Genomic DNA, 18633 nt, shown 5'->3' on the forward strand with positions numbered 1-18633 from the left:
GGATATAAACTATGAGCACGTCTTCAGAGAATGGATCAGAGATTGCAATCGTTGGTATGAATGGTAGATTTCCAGGGGCACCCGATTTGGAAACATATTGGAAGAATTTAATGGAAGGTGAGGAAAGTATTCGTTTTTTTAGTAATGAAGAACTGAGAAAAGAGGGGGTAGACCCGTCTCAGTATGAAAATTCAAATTATGTAAAGGCTGGCACAGAACTTAATGATATTGATAAGTTTGACGCTTCGTTCTTCGGATTTACACCACGAGAAGCGGAAATCATGGACCCACAGCAACGGTTATTTTTAGAGTGTTGTTGGGAAGCATTGGAGATTGCTGGGCATAATCCAGAAAAATACCCAGGACGTATTGGTGTATATGCAGGTGTCTTTTCTAGTACGTATTTATTTAATTTGTACAGTAAACCGGGCCTTTATAATTCGGTTGGGGAACTAAATATTCGTCACGGCAATGAAAAGGATTATTTGGCTACTCGAGTATCTTATAAATTGAACCTTAAAGGACCAAGTGTTAGTGTGCAGACTTCTTGCTCTACATCTCTTGTTGCTGTCCACAACGCAGCCCAAAGTCTGCTAAGTGGCGAATGTGATATGGCACTTGCTGGCGGAGTGTCGATAGTAACTCCTCAAAAGACGGGATACATGTACCAAGAAGGTGGGATTCAATCACCAGATGGACATTGTCGCCCATTTGATGCAAAAGCGAAGGGGACAATCTTTGGAAATGGTCTAGGAGTCGTTGTACTGAAACGATTAGAGGATGCACGCAATGATGGCGATACTATCTATGCAGTCGTTAAAGGAAGTGCAATTAATAACGATGGTGCAGACAAAGTTGGATTCACCGCACCGAGCGTTAATGGGCAAGCTGAAGTAATCGCTGATGCGATGGCGATGGCTGATGTCCACCCATATACGGTCGGTATGATAGAGGCACACGGAACAGGAACTCCATTAGGTGATCCGATTGAAATATCTGCTTTAACACAGGTGTACCGTGAGCAAACCACTGAGAAAAATTATTGCGCAATTGGGTCAGTAAAATCTAATATTGGTCACCTTGGAGTGGCGTCAGGTGTTGCCGGTTTAATAAAAGCAACTTTATCCCTTTACTATAAAAAGATTCCACCAACTTTACATTTTGAAGAAGCAAATCCAAATATTGATTTTAATAATAGCCCATTTTATGTAAATACAGACCTTCAGAATTGGGAGAGGAGTAATGGGATTCCACGTCGAGCAGCCATTAGTAACTTTGGGATGGGAGGGACCAATGCACATATTATATTAGAAGAAGCAATTCCATCTGAATTACAGCCCGAAAGAACAAAAAATAATGAGCAAATTCTTGTGCTTTCTGCTCAATCAGATACTGCGTTGAACAGTTCGATTGAACGATTGAAGAATTACTTTCAGCATAAAACTGATGTGGATTTAACTGATGTTGCCTATACTCTGCAGGAGGGGCGCCACGAATTTTCACATCGGGCTATGTTAGTTGCGCAAACAAGAGACGAAGTACTAGAAACTTTGGGGAATCCGAATAGTCTTAAACTGGTTAAAGGATTGAGTGAAAAACAGCGTAAGATTGCCTTTGTGTTTTCTGGACAAGGGTCTCAGTATGTCGGAATGGCACAGGGGCTTTACGTTAAAGAGCCTGTATTTCGTGAAACGTTTGACCACTGTTGTGACAAGCTTTTACCATTAATCAAAACTGATGTTCGTAAACTTCTATATCAGCCAGACAACGAAGCGTTTGCATCTGAGCAACTAAAACAAACCGCAATTGCACAGCCAGCCCTTTTTGCAATAGAATATTCACTTTCTAAATTATTAGATTCTTGGGGCATAAAGCCTGCACTAATGCTTGGTCATAGTATCGGTGAATATGTAGCAGCTTGCTTAGCGGGAGTATTCTCCCTAGAAGATGCTCTTCGATTAGTGGCTATTCGTGGGCGCTTAATGCAACAAATGCCAACCGGGAAAATGCTGTCGGTGTCTCTTTCTGAATCAAAGGTAAAAGAACACCTTAATGGCCAACTCTCTCTTGCAGCTGTGAATACACCTAACTTGTGTGTGATAGCTGGAAAAGAGGAGGAAGTTGATGCATTGCAACAAAAGTTAAAGGGACAGGGTGTAGATACCCGAATGTTAATTACTTCTCATGCTTTTCATTCTGCAATGATGGATCCAATTTTAGATGAATTTGCTGATGAAATATCCAAGGTTCAGTTGAAAGAACCTACTATTCCATATCTCTCTAACCTTACTGGCGCATGGATTAAAGCTGAGGAAGCAACCGATCCAAGGTATTGGTCGAATCATTTGAGAGGTGTGGTTCGCTTCACAGAAGGTGTAGAAACCTTATTGAAAGAAGAAATTATTATAGTGGAAGTAGGACCTGGTCAATCACTCACTGGACTCATAAAAGGACATGAGAGTGAAAATAAACCTATTGTGTTTCCGCTTCTTCGTCACCCTAAGGATCGTCAAACTGATAACAATGTTTTATTATCAGCAATTGGACGGATTTGGTTGGAAGGTGTCTCTGTTGACTGGCAAGGATTCCATAATTCTTATAAAGCACATCGTATACCACTACCAACTTATCCATTCCAAGGGAAACGCTTTTGGATTGATAGAGTGTCATCTAATTTAGTTACAGAACAAGAAGTCATAGAGAATGAGCATTTGGATGCAAAAATGACAGAAGAAGAATCGATAGTAGTTGAAACTGAGAATCTAGTATCAACTACTATGGAAGATAAAACTTCTTTTGGAGTTGAAGGGAGAGTTGGGGTTATCTGGGAAGAACTATTTGGTATAGAATCAATTGACGTTAATGATGACTTTTTCGAAATTGGTGGACATTCTTTGCTTGCAATTCAGCTATTTAATCGCATTCAAGAAGAATTTGACGTTGAATTACAGATTGAAGATATGTTTGATAATCCAACCATATCTGGTCTTGCTAAGCAGGTAGAAGAAGAATTAGAAAATTTGGAGGATGTAGGAAATATTCTAGAAAGTGCTTCCGATGAAGAGATTGAAGAGATACTTAAAGAGCTTGAGGGTGCAAATAAAAGATAAAGGGGGAAGTAATTTGGTTGACCAACTGCAAATAAAAGAAGTAACTTCAATCGATGATAAAGATCTAGATGATTTAACTGATTTATTAATTCAGGTTGTTGATGAAGGTGCTTCGGTCGGCTTTATGCCACCGATAAGTAGAGAAGAGGCAAAAAAATACTGGAAAAATGTGTTGGCCCCTGGTGTTGTTTTGTGGACTGCTAGAACAAATAATGAGATGTGTGGAGCGGTTCAATTACATACCATGAAAAAGGCAAACGCTACCCATAGAGCTGAGGTAGCGAAGCTAATGGTCAATACTAGCCACCGTAGAAAAGGGGTTGGAAGAGAGCTAATGAGTGTCTTGCACAGGCGGGCTAAGTTGGAGGGTATAACTCTATTAGTTCTCGATACTAGACTAGGTGACCCATCCAACAAATTATATAAATCTCTTGGATATTCTGAAGTTGGAAAAATCCCCAACTATGCTAAATCTGCTGATGGGGAGTTAGAAGCTACTGTAATTTATTATAAAGAAATCTAAAAATTATTTATCCATTCCGTTGGTTATTATAATTGGAGGACTGCTCTCAATTATTGAGTGCATAGTAAATAATATAGCTCTTGGATAGCAGGTCTCTTTCAAATAAAAAATTCTGAAAAGTGAGACTTCAACTGAAGAAGAAAGGATGGAAGCAATGAATCAAACTGTACCCTTGGAGCGTATTTCTCGCAAAAAATCAATTCCTCTTACTGTGGAACAATACAGGCTTTGGTTTTTAAGTCAGATGGAAAGTGAGAGTATTCAATTCAATATTAATCTGGCTTATAGAATAAGTGGAGAACTACAAAGTAAGACTTTAGAAAAAAGCTTAAATGAAATTGTTAAACGTCATGACACACTACGCACGGTTTTTCAATCAAAAGGAAATGAGCCAGAGCAGATAATTCTTGATAAACTATGGATTCCAATTCAGAAAATAGACTTGAGGGAGACTAAGGTTGAAGACCGTGAGGCTGTAGCTATTGATCTATTGGAGGAAGAAATTGAAAAGCCGTTTTCCTTGAAGACAGGTCCACTCATAAGTTTATCAATTTATGAAATGAATGAAGAAGATAGTTTTCTTGTTTTTAAGATTCATCATATTATTGCCGACTTTGTATCGTTAGAGAAGCTTATCCAAGAACTTGGATTCTTTTATAATTCCTATATCCAAGGAGACAAGGGGGAAATCCCTCCACTTCCTATTCAATATGTCGATTATGCAAATTGGCAACAGAAGAGTATGAAGGGGAAAGTGTACCAGAAACAATTGAAATATTGGAAGGAAAAGCTAAACGGAGAGCTACCAGTTCTTCGAATGCCTTTGGATCGTCCTAGGCCCGTTGTTATGACGCACAACGGAGAACGAATGCGAATGACAATTCCTGCTGAAATTACGACAGATTTAAAGGAATTGAGTCGTAAGAATGGCGTAACGATGTTCATTACGATGTTGGCAGCTTATCAAACATTACTATCTAGATACACCGGCCAAGATGATTTATGTATAGGGACTTCAATCTCTAGTCGCAATCGTCCTGAGTTGGAAAACTTAATTGGTTTGTTGGCTAACACCCTTGTATTGAGGAACAACCTAGAGGGAAATCCTACATTTGCAGAAGTGCTAAAGCGGACTCGTAAAGTTGCTTTTGGTGCATTTGCACATAAAGAAATTCCTTATGAAAAACTGATCGAAGAGTTACAAACAGAGCGGAACATGAGCCATAATCCTTTCTTTCAAACTATGCTAACGTACCTTACGGCCCAAGATAAAGAAAATCAACCTTTTCAGGGTTTAGTTATGAAGACACATAATCTTCAAAAGAAGGCAAGTGCTTTGGAATTGAGTTTTACCATAACAGAACAGAATGACGAATTAGTATGCTCTATGGATTTTAATACTGATTTATTCAACTCTGACACCATTCAGCGTTTGTTAAAGCATTTTTTGAGCTTGTTACAGTCGTGCATAGAAAATCCACAACAACCGATATCAGAAATACGGCTTTTGTCCGAAACAGAAGAGCAACAACTTTTAGAGAAGTGGAGCGGCAGAAATAAAATTAAACAGTTACCAGACACAAGTGTTCATGCACTTTTTTCTCAAAAAGCTGCTAGTACACCTGATGCGGTTGCCGTAAGGTTTCTAAATGAACAATATACTTATCGAGAGTTGGATGAGCGTTCTAATCAACTAGCCAATTATTTAATTAATAAAGGATTAGCTCCCCATAAGTTAGTGGGAATTAGCATGGAACGTTCATTAGAAATGGTGGTTGGACTATTAGGGATATTAAAAGCAGGCAATGCTTATGTGCCAATAGATCCGTCATATCCTCAAGAACGCAAGGCATATATGGTTAATAATTCTGAAGTTGAGATCCTACTCACTCTAGATTCAGAAGGAAAGGGTTTAGATAATGAACAATGTTGGATTATTTCTATAAATGAAGAGTGGGATTTAATCGCAAAGGAATCACGTGAATCAAGCCAATTAAAGGTTGACTCTGAAGATCTAATTTACGTTATTTATACTTCTGGTTCCACTGGAAAACCTAAAGGAGTCATGGTATCACACAAAGGAGTAGTTAACCATTGCTTCAATATTATTGACCGATTTAAACTTAACAATCAAGAGCGTGTGCTACAGTTCACTTCAATTAGTTTTGATGTTGCTGTGCAAGAAATATTTCCTACTCTATTAGCGGGTGCTACTTTAGTTCTTTGGAGAGATAAATATATCTCTGGAGGTAGAGAGTTTTTAAAGTGGATTGGTCAAGAAAGAATCTCAGTACTAAATATGACGACTGCCTACTGGACAAGCCTTGTAGCGGATTTAGAAAATGAGCTTACCCTTTTACCTCCTAGCTTAAAATTAGTAATAGTGGGTGGAGAGAAGGTCTCCATTGAAACGTTTTTAACATGGAAGGATGTTACAAAGGGCAAGGTGAGATGGATTAATGACTATGGACTGACGGAAACGACAATAACTGCTACCATGTTTGAACCAGATGTTGAATGGGAGCCACAGAATGTTATTCCTATAGGAACACCATTAAATAACGTAGAAATTTACATTTTAGATAACAATCAAACAGCCGTTCCTATCGGTGTTTATGGAGAGCTATATATTGGTGGTAAAGGCGTAGCTAAAGGATATTGGGGCCGTCCAGAACTGACTAAGGAGCTCTTTGTAGAAAACCCTTTCTCTGAGAATTCAAATGATAAGTTATATAAAACTGGTGACCAAGCCCGTTTTCTTCCTGACGGGACAGTAGAGTTTTTGGGACGCTCAGACGATCAGGTGAAGATTAGAGGATATCGAATAGAAGTTGGTGAAGTTGAGGCTGCAATAGAGCAGTACAGTAAGGTTTCTCAATCAATTGTAGTTCCATTTAAACAAGCAAATGGAAACACACAGTTGGCAGGATATATTGTTGTAAACGATCCTGAAATTAGACTTGATGAACTAAGAATCTTCTTAAAAAGTAGATTACCAGATTACATGGTGCCTTCACATTATGTTTTGATGGAAGAGATTCCGTTGACAGTAAATGGTAAAGTGGATGAAGCAGCACTTCCGAAACCGGAGTTGCACGTCATTAAATCTAAAGAATACATTGCTCCTCGAACCCCAACTGAGGAAATTGCTGTGTCAATTTGGACGGATTTGCTAGATTATCCTAACCTCGGAATAATGGATAACTTCTTTGAAGTAGGGGGGAACTCTTTGTTAGCGACTCAAGTTGTATATCAGGCTGAAAGTAAGCTTGGGTGCATCGTTCCTCTAAAAATGTTATTTGAATATCCAGTTTTAGCAGAATGGGTAGCAGAAATTGAACGTATGAAGTTACTTGAGGCATCAAAAAGTACTAAGCTGGATTCAGAAAAATGCATCGTGAAAATCCAACAAAAAGGGAAGAAAACTCCACTCTTTTTCATTCACCCAGTCGGAGGAACAGTAAGTTGTTATTTCACACTTGCACGTCAGCTTGGAGAAGATCAACCTTTCTATGCTTTTCAAGGTCATGGATTTGTTAATGAGAATTCCACAATATACACAGTAGAAGAGATGGCAGATCAGTATATTAAAGAAATTCTGGAAGTACAGCCAGTAGGCCCTTATCGTTTAGGTGGATGGTCTATGGGGGGATTCATTGCTTATGAAATAACGAACAAGCTCAAAGAAGCTGGTCATGAAGTTATTCAGTTGGTTATTATTGATAGTTATTTGTCTAAGAGTATAAATACAACTGATGAATCAATTTTCTACAATTTCATTAGACAATTATCTGCACTTTCAGGAAAAATAATTTCTGATTCAGTGATCTCGTCTTGGATAGACATGAACCATTCATCATTGTACAAAGAACTTGAAGCATTTGGATTAGTTCCACTTGGAACATCTACTGAATATATACGTCGTTTATTTGACGTTTATAAAAGTACAGCACGGGCATTCCATCAATATAAACCTTCACAACGACATAAATTAGAAATTCCAAATGTTCTATTGTTCCGTGCAGAAGATTCTCCTGAAGAAGAAGGGCTTTGGACTGAATTGGTCACTAATATTTCCTTGCATCAAATGATTGCTGATCATTTCTCAATTGTACATCACCCTAAGCTTGGTAATATTGTAAATAACCATTACTCATCTGTTGAATAATATTAGTCCGTTTTTGCTTATTTCTTTCTCAATTAATTAAAGGGAGTGTTGAAATGATTTTTATTTTAAAGCTTTTTATTTACTTTCTCTTATGGACATTATGGTCCTACACTATACATGTGATTGCTCATATACCACACAAAAAAAATTTTCTAAATAAAATTCATTTAGCTCACCATCGGTATGATTATGATGAATCAAAATGGCCACCTTGGCATGATTATTTCTTCTGGTTTGGCGGGTGGAAAGAAACTCTAGACGTATGGATTACTTTCACCCTACCAATTATTGTTTTATTTTTTGTTGATCCAGTTTTTGGAGTCATTCTGTTTGTATTTCATTATTTCTATGAAATCTTTCTGTCACGTAATGTTCTAGATCACAATCCAAATATTACATCAAAGATTACGAACATCATTCCTATAGGGGTATTTCACATGAAACACCATAAATATTATCAATGTAATTATTCTTTTTACATTACATTGTGGGATTTTTTATTCCGTACAAATGATGAACGTATGATGGAAATGAGAAGACAAAAAAAGTTAGCGCGTAAGCATACTGTCTAGGGGAGGAAATTTAATGAGTGAGTTAAAAAATAGATTGGCTGATTTAAATCAAGAGCAACGTAGAATACTAGAAAAGCGACTTAAGCAAAAAGAAAAAGCTACCAATCATAATGCAGAAAATATGGACAAGCCAAAAATTTCGGAAAGCCTTAAAAAAAAGGGGATGGATTTCTCCTTAATTTTCTTCTCAGGTGAGGGTTCTTCAAACAAAACAGATAAGTATCGTTTGTTATTAGAAAGCGCGAAGTTCGCAGATCAAAATGGATTGAAAGCAGTATGGACACCGGAGCGACACTTCCAGGCAATTGGAGGACTTTATCCCAACCCGTCGGTACTTGCTGCAGCTTTGGCTACAGTGACTACAAACATTCAACTACGAGCAGGGAGTGTTGTATTACCCTTACATAATCCTTTACGAGTCGCTGAGGAGTGGTCGGTAGTTGATAACCTTTCTGGTGGGCGCGCAGCAATTTCAGTTGCTACTGGCTGGCATCCAGCTGATTTTGTTTTAAATCCTGAGAATTATGACAATCGAAAGGAACTAATGTTTAAAAATCTAGAACAAATTCGCCAGCTCTGGCGTGGAGAGGCAGTAAAATACCCAGACATAACTGGAAAAGAGATTGATATTAGTATGTTGCCGAGACCAATCCAACCTGAGTTACCTCTTTTCCTTACAGCCTCTGGTAATCCCGCGACTTGGGAGAAGGCTGGAGAGATGGGGTTCAATATATTATGCTCTCTTTCTAACCATCCAGCTGATGGATTAAAAGAGCGTATCAAACTTTACCGTGAAAAACGAGAAGAGAATGGGCATGATCCTGAGGAGGGTACAGTAGCTGTTATGTTACATACTTACGTAGGGAATGAGGACAATGAGGTTAAAGATTTAGTTAGGGAGCCGTTGCGGGATTACTTGGACACTTTTCTAGATCAATACGATACTATGAACCCGAATAGAGACGAAAAAGTGGGTAGCATGTTGCACACTAGCCGAGAATCACTTATAAAATTTGCATTTGAGAAATATTTTCAAATGAGTTCTTTAATGGGCTCTAAGCAAAAATGTGCAGCAATGGTTGAACGTCTACATCAGTATGGGGTAGACGAGATTGCATGTCTTCTAGATTATGGTCTTGAAAATGACCAAATTATCGAGGGCTTGGAAGGTTTAAAAGAATTAAATGAGTGGTTTACTCCCCAACACCAAAAACAGCTTGTTTAGAGGGTCGTTTCTTAAATTATGATTTTAATCTCAAGTGTTTGAAAATTATAACAATTTTTTCTAAAAGGAGTAATAAATATCCACTAGCTCAGATTAAGTAGTTGTCTTTAATGATGCACATAATCTTACAAATCGGCTAAATTATTCTCCTTTGAATTTCTTCGATCAAATTGTAAGAAAAACTAGTCCGAAAAAATTGGAGATGTTTTTAATCAAGTCAATGGCAAGTTCGACCAACGACTTCGCTTTCTGCATTTAAAACGCGCACTATAAAAACATCGTCGAGCTCTACAATACCAGCTAAAGTGTATTCTGCATCACGTTTACTCTTAGCATTGCAAAGCGTTCTTGTTAAACATCATTCTAGTAAACTGAATACTCATTAAAGGAAATAGGTATATCAATACAATATAGAAGGTGATTATATTAAAACACTTGAAGTGGAACATGAACTTGGAAGTGAAGTAGTAAAGCAGAAGAAAAGCTTATGGAGAAATAGTAATTTCATGTTATTTTGGTTAGGACAGACCTTGTCCTCATTTGGCTCACAAATTACAGTCATGGCATTACCGTTAATTGCTGCAATTTCATTAAATGCAACCCCTTTTGAGATGGGGGTATTACGGACTGTTGAGTTTGCTCCTTTCCTTTTGTTTGGCTTGTTTGCTGGAGTTTGGGTGGATTATTTACCAAAGCGTTTACTTATGATTACTATGGATTTTTCTCGAGCGGCTATTCTGCTCATTATTCCGATTCTTTTTGTCTTAGGATCATTAAATATGCTTTCTTTATGGATTGTTGCATTTCTTACGGGAATCTGTACCACATTTTATGCTATTTGCTATCAATCTTTCGTCCCTTATATTTTAGAAAAGGACCAATTGACAGACGGAAATTCAAAGTTGGAATTAAGCAGATCTATCTCTGAGTCTTCAGGTCCTGGCTTAGCAGGGATGCTGGTGCAATTGCTTACCGGAGCGTTTGCTATCATCCTAAATGCAGCTTCTTCTGTAATTTCTGGTATAATGCTACTTTTTGTAAAAGTTGATGAGCCCAAAATAATAAAAAATGAAAAGTCGAATTCTAATGTTTGGAGAGAAATTGGAGAAGGCCTTGGTTTTGTATTCAAGAATCGTTACCTTTCTGCAATCGCAGGCTGTTCTGCGTCGACAAACTTCTTTCTTAATATCCTTTTGGCTATTTTAATTTTGTATGCCACAAAAGAGATTGGTCTTAGCCCTGCGCTTGTAGGACTGTTAATGACTCTAAGTTCTATGGGTGCAGTAATTAGTGCTTTTATAAGTAACCGAATTGTCACAAGATTTGGTTTTGGTGCAGTCATAGTAAGTTCTTCTTTTTTCCAAGGTCTAGGAGGTTTATTCTTTTTAGGAGCAGTGGGAAGTGAAACTTTTGCATTCATAATGATGTGCATAGCATTATTTATCGTAACTTTTTCTATGACTATTTATAATGTTGCCCAAGTTAGTTTTCGTCAAATGATAACTGAAAAGAATGTACTGGGACGTATGAATGCCACTATGCGTACGCTTGTATGGGGAAGTATTCCACTCGGAGCCTTTACAGGCGGACTGCTTGGTACTTGGATAGGGTTATATCCTACTATAGTTGTGGCTGTAAGTGGCGGGATGTTTTCTTTCTTGTGGGTTTTATTATCTCCAGTCAGAAAAGTTACTGATGGAAAAATGGAAATTTTAGTTAAATAATTACAATATATATATAGAATTAATGGTTTTTAAGGACATTTGTCCAATCTCTGTAGGTAACAAATGATACTTACTGGAAGGAGGACTGTGGATGAAAAACAACCAAAAAAAACAGAAACGAAAAGATTCAAGAAATAAAAGCTGAGATGCATGGTTTAAGAGATCTACGAATGTTCAAACGCTATCAAGCCATATTGATGCATTTGAAGGGGCGTAGTTATGTCGAAATCGCGGAGTTTTCAGTGTGTGCGGTCCAGACTGTATACAATTATGTTCGTGCTTATAAAACGAAAGAGCTAGAAGGTTTAGTTCCTGGTCAATCTCCGGGTCGCCCGTGTCAACTGACAGAAGAACAAGAACAAAAACTCTATAAGGTGATCGCCGAGAAGGTACCAGCTAATGTTGGATTCCCTTCTGAAATGAACTGGACCTCTTTTCTGATCCGTGATTGGATAAAGAGCACATTTCATGTTGACTCTACCGATCGTGGATTTGGAAAAGTATTGCATCGGTTAGGACTCAGCTACTCTAGACCAACGAATACATTAGCGATAGCAGATCCTGAAAAACAAGAATTATTCAAGGGAGAATTTAAATGGGTTAAAAAAATGATGAATAACGAAATAGATCGAATTTTGTTTGAAGATGAATCTATGATACGTGACTATCAGGTATTATCTTGCACGTGGTTCCCTAAAGGAAAACAGAAAATCATGCCTACTTATGGAAAACATCACGGTGTTAAACGAATCGGTACACTTGATTATGAAATAGGAGAACTCTTTTTAATGGAAGAAGAACGCTATGACGTAAGTTTTTATTGACTTTCCTAAGAAAAGTGATGAATAACTACCCAAATGAAAAAATAGTTATGATCTTGGATAATACAAGAACTCATCATGCAAAACTCATTTAACCCTTTTTAAAAGTAAATGCCAATCTACTTCAATTTTTTTCTTCCACCCTATAGTCCAGAACTAAATCTTATTGAAGGGCTTTGGGGATGGTTGAAAAAATCCGTGATTTATAATGTGTTTTATAAAAGCGTAAAAGAGATCATAAAAGCTGTTTAAAGCTCCAAAATATTTAGTTTTATTTATTTAGTTAATTACCATTATATATACGGTCTTTATTAGTAATCTTGCTCAAATGAAGTGAAAAACTAGTAGGATACACAAAAATATTTTTTCGGAATTTAGTTTGGTTAGCAACTTAACATTTTATTAACTAACGTTTGAAAAGGAATATTATGCACTTTATCAGTAAAATTGGCATTTCTTTGACAAACCGCCATTTTATACTCAGGGGTCAAGTTATACGTTTTGGAATATACAACGGAGTCCTCATATTCTGAACAGAAAAAAATCTGTTGCTTCAAGCAACTGAAGGTAAATGAATCTAAAGGAATTGAAAGTCCTTTTCCTACCATTTTAATATAACTTTCTTTCAAGCACCAAAGATCAAAGAAGTAGGATTGTTGTTCTAGGTGAGGTAGCCCATTTAAATCATGTTGCTCTTTTATTGAAAAAAAATGATCTGCTAATTTCAAATCGATTGGTATCGTTTTTTCAACATCTACTCCAATTGGTTGTGTATCAATTGCACAAACAACCCATGTACCAGCATGAGAGACGTTAAAATGGAAATCTGTCGGTCCTTTAACAAATGGTTTTCCATAACTATTCACTTCAAAATGTATCTGGTCATTATTAAGTTGCAGCCTGATTCCAACCAAATAACGTGATAGCAACTCGGCTACTAAACTTCGTAATGCATCCATAGGGAAAACAAATCGTTTAATTTTTTCCTGCTTTTCCAATGTGAGTAGAGATAACAGACGGTCGAAATGGTCATCAGGGAGGTCTTTATTTAGATAGACCGAGTAAATATTTGACATGGATTCCTCCTATTTGAATCGAGATTAGTTCAGACATCTTATCACAAAAGGGATGTCTTTTTCTTTTTTTATGAAAACCATCTAGAAAAATTTTAATCTAAGGCTGTTTTCGCAAAGTTTGTTGCTTTTCGAACCAATCTATAAACGGTGATATAGCTTTGTTTCTGGCATCATTTCATCTATATTTGATGGAAATCAACGTGAAATGGACGATTTAATCAAAAATTAGAAGAAATAGCCACAATGTAAACGAAAAGAGCCTAATTTAAAGAAAGGGATTCTTTAAAGAACTCCTCCAAATTTTTTGGAGAGTATAATCCAACCTAAAAGCCACGGGGGACTTGCCACAAAAACGCAAGCCTTTACTAGAAGTACTCTAGCAACACTATCTTTAAATACTGTTTTCAGCTTCTATATAATAATTCACATTTTAGTTAATTGTACACATGCAGAAAAAACCTTCGAGTAATTTAAGTAGGTCTTTTCTACATGTGATTGTATTATTGTTTTGTACTGAAATAATAATACGATGAGTTCTGATAATCTTTGAGTGTATAGTATGTTTCAGCCATATAATCCATGATTTTTGAAGATAATACACCATCTGATTTTTCTAAAGCCAACTTAAAATAAGTAATAGCATCTTCGTATAATTTTTGTTTCTTCTTACCTAGTCCTAAAGTGAGATAAAGCTTACTAATAATAGGGCTGTTCTTTGGCACTTGTTTTAGATAGTTTAAAGCCATTTCTTCCGCTTCGTGATACTCCCCTTTAGAAGTTTTTGTAGTACAAATTTCATAAATAGCATTGTCCAACCCCGTAGAATCATTTAAGTCAGTATAAACTTCCTTTGCTAAGAAGAGGTATGTTTCGGATTTATTAAAGTTTCCGGTGTGCCTTAACAAAATACCTAAGTTTATATATGTACCTGCTAAGTTTATAAAATCTTCCGCACTTTTCAGAAAACCGATAGCTTTTTCATAAGTGACTTTTGCATCATTAATTTTATTTATTCTGCGGTTACATAATCCAAGTACCATATGTATTATTCCACTTTTATAAAACATGCCAGTTGATTTGTTTAAATCATTTGCTTCCTTTAAAAACCTAATTGCAGAGTAGTATTCACCAAGTCTTCCGTGAACAATTCCTAAATTTATAAGTAAAGAGATTTTCTCTATACCGGTTATTTTATTAAACACAACCTCATCATAGGACTGATCTAAAATATCGAAACTCTCTAATATTCGATTTTGTTTTATCAAAAGTTCAGCTAAATGATTTTGAGATTTAAGTTTCTCCTTCAGATAATTTTTATGAGAAAAATGTTCTATACTTTTTCTTAAATAATTTTCCGCTTCAGCTATATTATATAGTTGGTGTACAACCTCTCCATAACAAAAGTTAAAAACACCTAATTGATAATTATTAAGTTCATGGGATTCTGGATTAATATGTTTTAGCTTTTCCTCTGCCAAAAGGTATTCGTTTTTTTCTAAGTATTCTTCAACTGAATTTAGCTCTCTGTCAACTTCCAAATTAGTAATGCCTTCTAGTTCAGACTCTGCAATAAGATCATTTATGGTACAGTTTAGCTTTTCGCAGATAGCTTGTAGTAACTTATAGGAAGGTTGTACTTTGCCTTTTTCTATCTGACTAATATAACTCCTGTTCACAATTCCTTCGGCTAAGTCACTTTGAGTCAATCCAGCTTCTTTTCTTAGTTCTTTTAATCTATAACTTACGGTATTCATAATCATCACACCCTACAAAAAATTTTAAAAATTTAAAAAAATGTAATTGATTGCTAGCCAAATACAAGGTATTATATAAATGTGATTATATATTAACATTTTATGACCTGAAAATAAATGTTAATATATATGACAATAACCCAGAGGAGAAGAGATATGAAAAAAATACTATTACTACTTACGACTATTTTAATGATAGGGACATTTTTATTTGGAGAGGGGTTAAAAACAAATGACACTCCTCAAAACTACTCCGATGAAGTATGGCCTCGCCAAACTGAAATCATATAGTATTGCAGTTATACTAGGTTCATAATTTCTTTTGAAAAAAATATTCAATATAGTATAACTATCAATCGAAGACAGCTTATAAATGGCCATATTGATTAATCAGTATGGCTATAGTATATCTGAAATAATACATAACAACTAATTACTTTAGTGTCAGTAATCAGTACTAATCCAGTTAATAAATTTAAGAAGAGATGAGATCAGATATTTAAGAGCAGACGAGTCGCACGGTCAACAGTTTACAGCTATTATCGAAGGTATGCCATCAAACATGAAATGAGGATGTTTTTTACTAGAAATACGTGATGTACTGTTCATACGAAAAAGGATGCCTCTCTTTTTTGGATTGTTTGGTTTGGCGATTAAACAAAACTATAAAAAGTGCATCCCTTTTTCGTTTTATTATGTTTTTATTGTGTTTTTTGAATGTTTTTTAGCCGTTGCATTAGCGATTTCGTTCTTCGGCTTATTCTGTTTAAAGTTAAGCCTATACTGAGCGTACAACTCCTTTGAATTTTTGTTTAAACATAGAATTAGGGCTGGAAGAGTTCAGTGATTCAAGATAAAGTTCTTGGCATTATTATCAAAGAGTGGAGTTAAGGTCAAGAACCTGTATGTCTCTGGCTTAAATAAAGACAGTTCCAAAGCAGACAAGGTGACATTGTTGTCTCTTAAAGCTCGCTTGGCAACATACGCCGAAATTGCAAAAAAAAGCACCTTTTCAAAGTGGAGGCCACAGAAAAAATCCGCGATAAATCAAAGGAATTCTTTTTTGTTGTATATTGGAAGTATCAATATGAAGAAGGTGACAGAGATGATTCCAAACCACAAGTCTATGAATTTGAGCCCTTTTATGGCGCTTTATGACTTAATCGTTCCGAAAGATAATATGCTTCCTAAAATTAATGAACTTATTGATTTTTATGAACTCAAGGACAATTATTGTCATGACAATGGTTGGGCTGCGGTTCACCCTATTCGTATGTTCAAATATTTATTTCTTAAATCCATCCATGACTTATCCGATGTGGATATTGTAGAACGATCCAAGTATGATCTGTCGTTTAAATATTTTCTAGACATGACCCCTGAAGAGGAAGTCATTGATCCTAGTTCGTTGACTAAATTTCGTAAACTGCGATTAAAGGATATCGGTCTATTAGATTTACTTATAAATAAAACGGTTGAAATAGTCCTGGAAAAGGAAATCATCAAAAGTAATTCTGTCATTGTTGATGCTACTCACTCAAGGGCTCGTTATAATCAAAAGTCTCCAAAAGAGCGTTTAATGGAAAAATCAAAACTACTTCGAAAAGCGATTTATCAAGTGATAAAGGAACAGTTACCACCTAAATCAAAAACGGATGTACTAGAAGATGAGATCGAATATTGCCAGAAGCTTGTAGAGGTCGTCGAAAAGAATGATGCGATCAGTAAATATCCAAAGATTAAAGAAAAAATAAACGTATTAAAAGAATCCCTTGTGGATACCGATGTCTGCATTTCCGACTTTATTCAGCGGTGGTAAAGAGAATATGCTGGAAAAAGAAGGGGATTTAGAGCTTAATGTCGAATATTTTCACAAAACTATAAAAATTCCTGCTTACTTGCAAAGGTATTCAATAATGTGAATTGGCATAAAGTTGAATAATTATCCTGGTATGATATGGAAATAGCACCTTAATTTTAACTACTCCTCTTGAGCAAAAACTCCGAAGATCCCATTTTAGAACTGTCTACATGGACACCAATAGAATTTTGTGGAACCAGTTTTTTAGGATAAGAACACCGCTCGCCGTTTTAAAATTCCACTGTCCTCTTTGCATCTCTTTATAAATTTATTTTACTAATAAAGGTCCTTCATCATTTTATGATGAAGGACCCATTTGTAATCCCAGCCGTTATAATTGGACAGTTAACATACCTAAAGTGTATTATCACTGCACATTTCTCGACACCACTTAAAAAAGGATCAAATATAAAGAACCGCAATTAATTGTTATATTAAATATTAAGGGTTTTCCTTAAATTATCCCTTTCACATACATACTTAATCTGTGATAGTTCCTTCATAATCAGGTTTTCTCGCAACATATATGGGGCGAAATTAACTAATTTGTCCTCTTTGCATCTCTTTATAAATTTATTTCACAAATGAGGACTTCATCAATTTCTGATGAAATCCTCATTTGTAATCCCAGTAAATATAATTGGACAGTTATCATAACTGCAGTGTCATCCTTCTCCGCTTGAAAAGGATCAAAACACAGAACCGCATTTAATTTTTTATAAAATATTTAGAGTTTTCTTAAGGATGTCACATCACATACATATGTAATCAGTGATAGCTCCTCCTTAATCTTTTTCACGCAACTATTAGGAAAAGCTAACCAAAAATACTATTCGTGATAGGCACTAGCACGAGAATGGCTACAATCGCCACAATCGCTATGATCACGATAAGAAAATAGATTAAATTGTTCATCTAAATCCTCCTTTACTATGTTGATTTGGAGGATTACAAATTTGGATTAAAAGTATTTTACCACGAATATTTAGTTCTAGAAATCGAACTAGTCGAAATATTTAGAACTGGTAAGAAATCCAACTCTAGGGGCAAGGAGACAGCCATCTTGTCAGCAATTTTTAAAAGGCAGAGAAAACAAACCTGACTCAAACTCCTTTTAGGCCAGTAGAAAGCTCTGAACAAAATAGATGAATGAAGTCTTGTTCATGTGAAAACATGGTGCTTGTCACTTCCCTTTTTTTATTGGCAAAAGTCGAGAAGTGACAAGTACTATTTATAAAAGTAATGTAAGCAATCGGGATGCAATAAATTTCATCATCAGGAGAAAGTAAATGTGTTTTGGGACATGAACGCACAGTGCTTCCCCCTAACAAATGAAAATGGAACTCCTATTCATTAGTGAGTTCCATTTTCATTTATCCAATAAGAGCTTGAAGGAAGGATATTTTATAAAAAAAGTAAAAAAGCCAATTGCTATCCCTGTAATTGCTAATCCTCGCTTGTATTGTTTAAATAGGCCAACTACTCCAAATAAAATTGCTAATATCCACACGGGGACTAAAAGCCAACCGAGAAGAGGAATTAAGCTAAAAACAAATCCAATTAGGGCAAGAACAATTGATATTGAGGCAGCTGAATTCGTCCGTTTTTCAATAATAAAATGTTGTGTCATGCTCGGAACACTCCTTTTTCCCCCTATATTCCCCTATAAATGTTATTTGTATTCAGCGGTGGTAATGGGAACATACCTGAAGAACAGTCTCCATGGAAAAATGTTTTATAAGGGTGTCCATAATAATTCTTTCTCTCTATATAAACGAATAAGAGAACGATACCTGATT

General features: G+C 36.0%; 12 protein-coding genes and 1 pseudogene. 10 read left to right on the top strand and 3 right to left on the bottom strand.

The features are described 5' to 3' along the window. Nucleotides 1–11 precede the first annotated feature (11 nt). From U8D43_RS11115 to U8D43_RS20990, 8 genes are all read left to right on the top strand, one after another. Nucleotides 12–3110, top strand: coding sequence for a type I polyketide synthase (locus tag U8D43_RS11115; RefSeq protein ID WP_335871249.1), 3099 nt, complete (start codon nucleotides 12–14; stop codon nucleotides 3108–3110). Between the two features lie 13 nt (nucleotides 3111–3123). Beyond that, nucleotides 3124–3633 (top strand): GNAT family N-acetyltransferase, encoded by a 510-nt coding sequence (locus U8D43_RS11120; protein WP_335871250.1) that lies wholly within the window; start codon nucleotides 3124–3126, stop codon nucleotides 3631–3633. Between the two features lie 154 nt (nucleotides 3634–3787). Then, complete coding sequence (locus tag U8D43_RS11125; RefSeq protein WP_335871251.1) at nucleotides 3788–7801, top strand: non-ribosomal peptide synthetase; 4014 nt, start codon at nucleotides 3788–3790, stop codon at nucleotides 7799–7801. Between the two features lie 53 nt (nucleotides 7802–7854). Further along, nucleotides 7855–8373, top strand: coding sequence for a sterol desaturase family protein (locus U8D43_RS11130; protein ID WP_335871252.1), 519 nt, complete (start codon nucleotides 7855–7857; stop codon nucleotides 8371–8373). A gap of 13 nt (nucleotides 8374–8386) precedes the next feature. Then, the gene (locus tag U8D43_RS11135) at nucleotides 8387–9598 is read left to right on the top strand and encodes a MupA/Atu3671 family FMN-dependent luciferase-like monooxygenase (RefSeq protein ID WP_335871253.1); all 1212 of its coding nucleotides are present in this window, start codon (nucleotides 8387–8389) and stop codon (nucleotides 9596–9598) included. A gap of 440 nt (nucleotides 9599–10038) precedes the next feature. Further along, nucleotides 10039–11322 carry an MFS transporter gene (locus U8D43_RS11140; RefSeq protein WP_335871254.1) on the top strand — a complete coding sequence of 428 codons (1284 nt, stop codon included), beginning with the start codon at nucleotides 10039–10041 and terminating at the stop codon, nucleotides 11320–11322. Between the two features lie 170 nt (nucleotides 11323–11492). Next, nucleotides 11493–12146, top strand: a complete 654-nt coding sequence (locus U8D43_RS11145; protein ID WP_335871255.1) for an IS630 family transposase — start codon at nucleotides 11493–11495, stop codon at nucleotides 12144–12146. A 108-nt stretch (nucleotides 12147–12254) separates the two neighbouring features. Beyond that, nucleotides 12255–12395: a transposase gene (locus U8D43_RS20990; RefSeq protein ID WP_442893596.1), complete on the top strand. Its 141-nt coding sequence runs from the start codon at nucleotides 12255–12257 to the stop codon at nucleotides 12393–12395. Nucleotides 12396–12526: 131 nt separating this feature from the next. On the opposite strand, the gene U8D43_RS11150 is transcribed toward U8D43_RS20990, so the two are convergent. Both U8D43_RS11150 and U8D43_RS11155 read right to left on the bottom strand, forming a co-directional pair. Next, the gene (locus U8D43_RS11150) at nucleotides 12527–13219 is read right to left on the bottom strand and encodes a 4'-phosphopantetheinyl transferase family protein (RefSeq protein WP_335871256.1); all 693 of its coding nucleotides are present in this window, start codon (nucleotides 13217–13219) and stop codon (nucleotides 12527–12529) included. A gap of 500 nt (nucleotides 13220–13719) precedes the next feature. After that, entirely contained in the window at nucleotides 13720–14973 is a 1254-nt protein-coding gene (locus U8D43_RS11155; protein ID WP_335871257.1) for a helix-turn-helix domain-containing protein, read from the bottom strand. Between the two features lie 156 nt (nucleotides 14974–15129). On the opposite strand from U8D43_RS11155, the gene U8D43_RS11160 reads away from it, so the two are divergent. Beyond that, complete coding sequence (locus U8D43_RS11160; RefSeq protein ID WP_335871258.1) at nucleotides 15130–15264, top strand: hypothetical protein; 135 nt, start codon at nucleotides 15130–15132, stop codon at nucleotides 15262–15264. An 814-nt stretch (nucleotides 15265–16078) separates the two neighbouring features. Next, a pseudogene (locus U8D43_RS11165) lies at nucleotides 16079–16753 on the top strand (transposase); the annotation flags it as partial. A 1450-nt stretch (nucleotides 16754–18203) separates the two neighbouring features. Here the strand turns inward: U8D43_RS11165 and U8D43_RS11170 are convergent. Next, a complete protein-coding gene (locus U8D43_RS11170; protein ID WP_335871259.1) occupies nucleotides 18204–18464 on the bottom strand; it encodes a hypothetical protein in 261 nt (86 codons plus the stop codon). Between the last annotated feature and the right edge of the window lie 169 nt (nucleotides 18465–18633).

Origin of the sequence: Bacillus sp. 2205SS5-2, assembly GCF_037024155.1 — a bacterium.
Taxonomy (GTDB): domain Bacteria; phylum Bacillota; class Bacilli; order Bacillales; family Bacillaceae_K; genus Bacillus_CI.

What these genes read in the sequence shown, in the direction of transcription:
- U8D43_RS11115 (WP_335871249.1), top strand. Translation starts at nt 12, where the DNA reads ATGAGCACGTCTTCAGAGAATGGATCAGAGATTGCAATCGTTGGTATG.
- U8D43_RS11125 (WP_335871251.1), top strand. Translation starts at nt 3,788, where the DNA reads ATGAATCAAACTGTACCCTTGGAGCGTATTTCTCGCAAAAAATCAATT.
- U8D43_RS11130 (WP_335871252.1), top strand. Translation starts at nt 7,855, where the DNA reads ATGATTTTTATTTTAAAGCTTTTTATTTACTTTCTCTTATGGACATTA.
- U8D43_RS11135 (WP_335871253.1), top strand. Translation starts at nt 8,387, where the DNA reads ATGAGTGAGTTAAAAAATAGATTGGCTGATTTAAATCAAGAGCAACGT.
- U8D43_RS11145 (WP_335871255.1), top strand. Translation starts at nt 11,493, where the DNA reads ATGTTCAAACGCTATCAAGCCATATTGATGCATTTGAAGGGGCGTAGT.
- U8D43_RS20990 (WP_442893596.1), top strand. Translation starts at nt 12,255, where the DNA reads ATGCCAATCTACTTCAATTTTTTTCTTCCACCCTATAGTCCAGAACTA.
- U8D43_RS11150 (WP_335871256.1), bottom strand. Translation starts at nt 13,219, where the DNA reads ATGTCAAATATTTACTCGGTCTATCTAAATAAAGACCTCCCTGATGAC.
- U8D43_RS11155 (WP_335871257.1), bottom strand. Translation starts at nt 14,973, where the DNA reads ATGAATACCGTAAGTTATAGATTAAAAGAACTAAGAAAAGAAGCTGGA.
- U8D43_RS11160 (WP_335871258.1), top strand. Translation starts at nt 15,130, where the DNA reads ATGAAAAAAATACTATTACTACTTACGACTATTTTAATGATAGGGACA.
- U8D43_RS11170 (WP_335871259.1), bottom strand. Translation starts at nt 18,464, where the DNA reads ATGACACAACATTTTATTATTGAAAAACGGACGAATTCAGCTGCCTCA.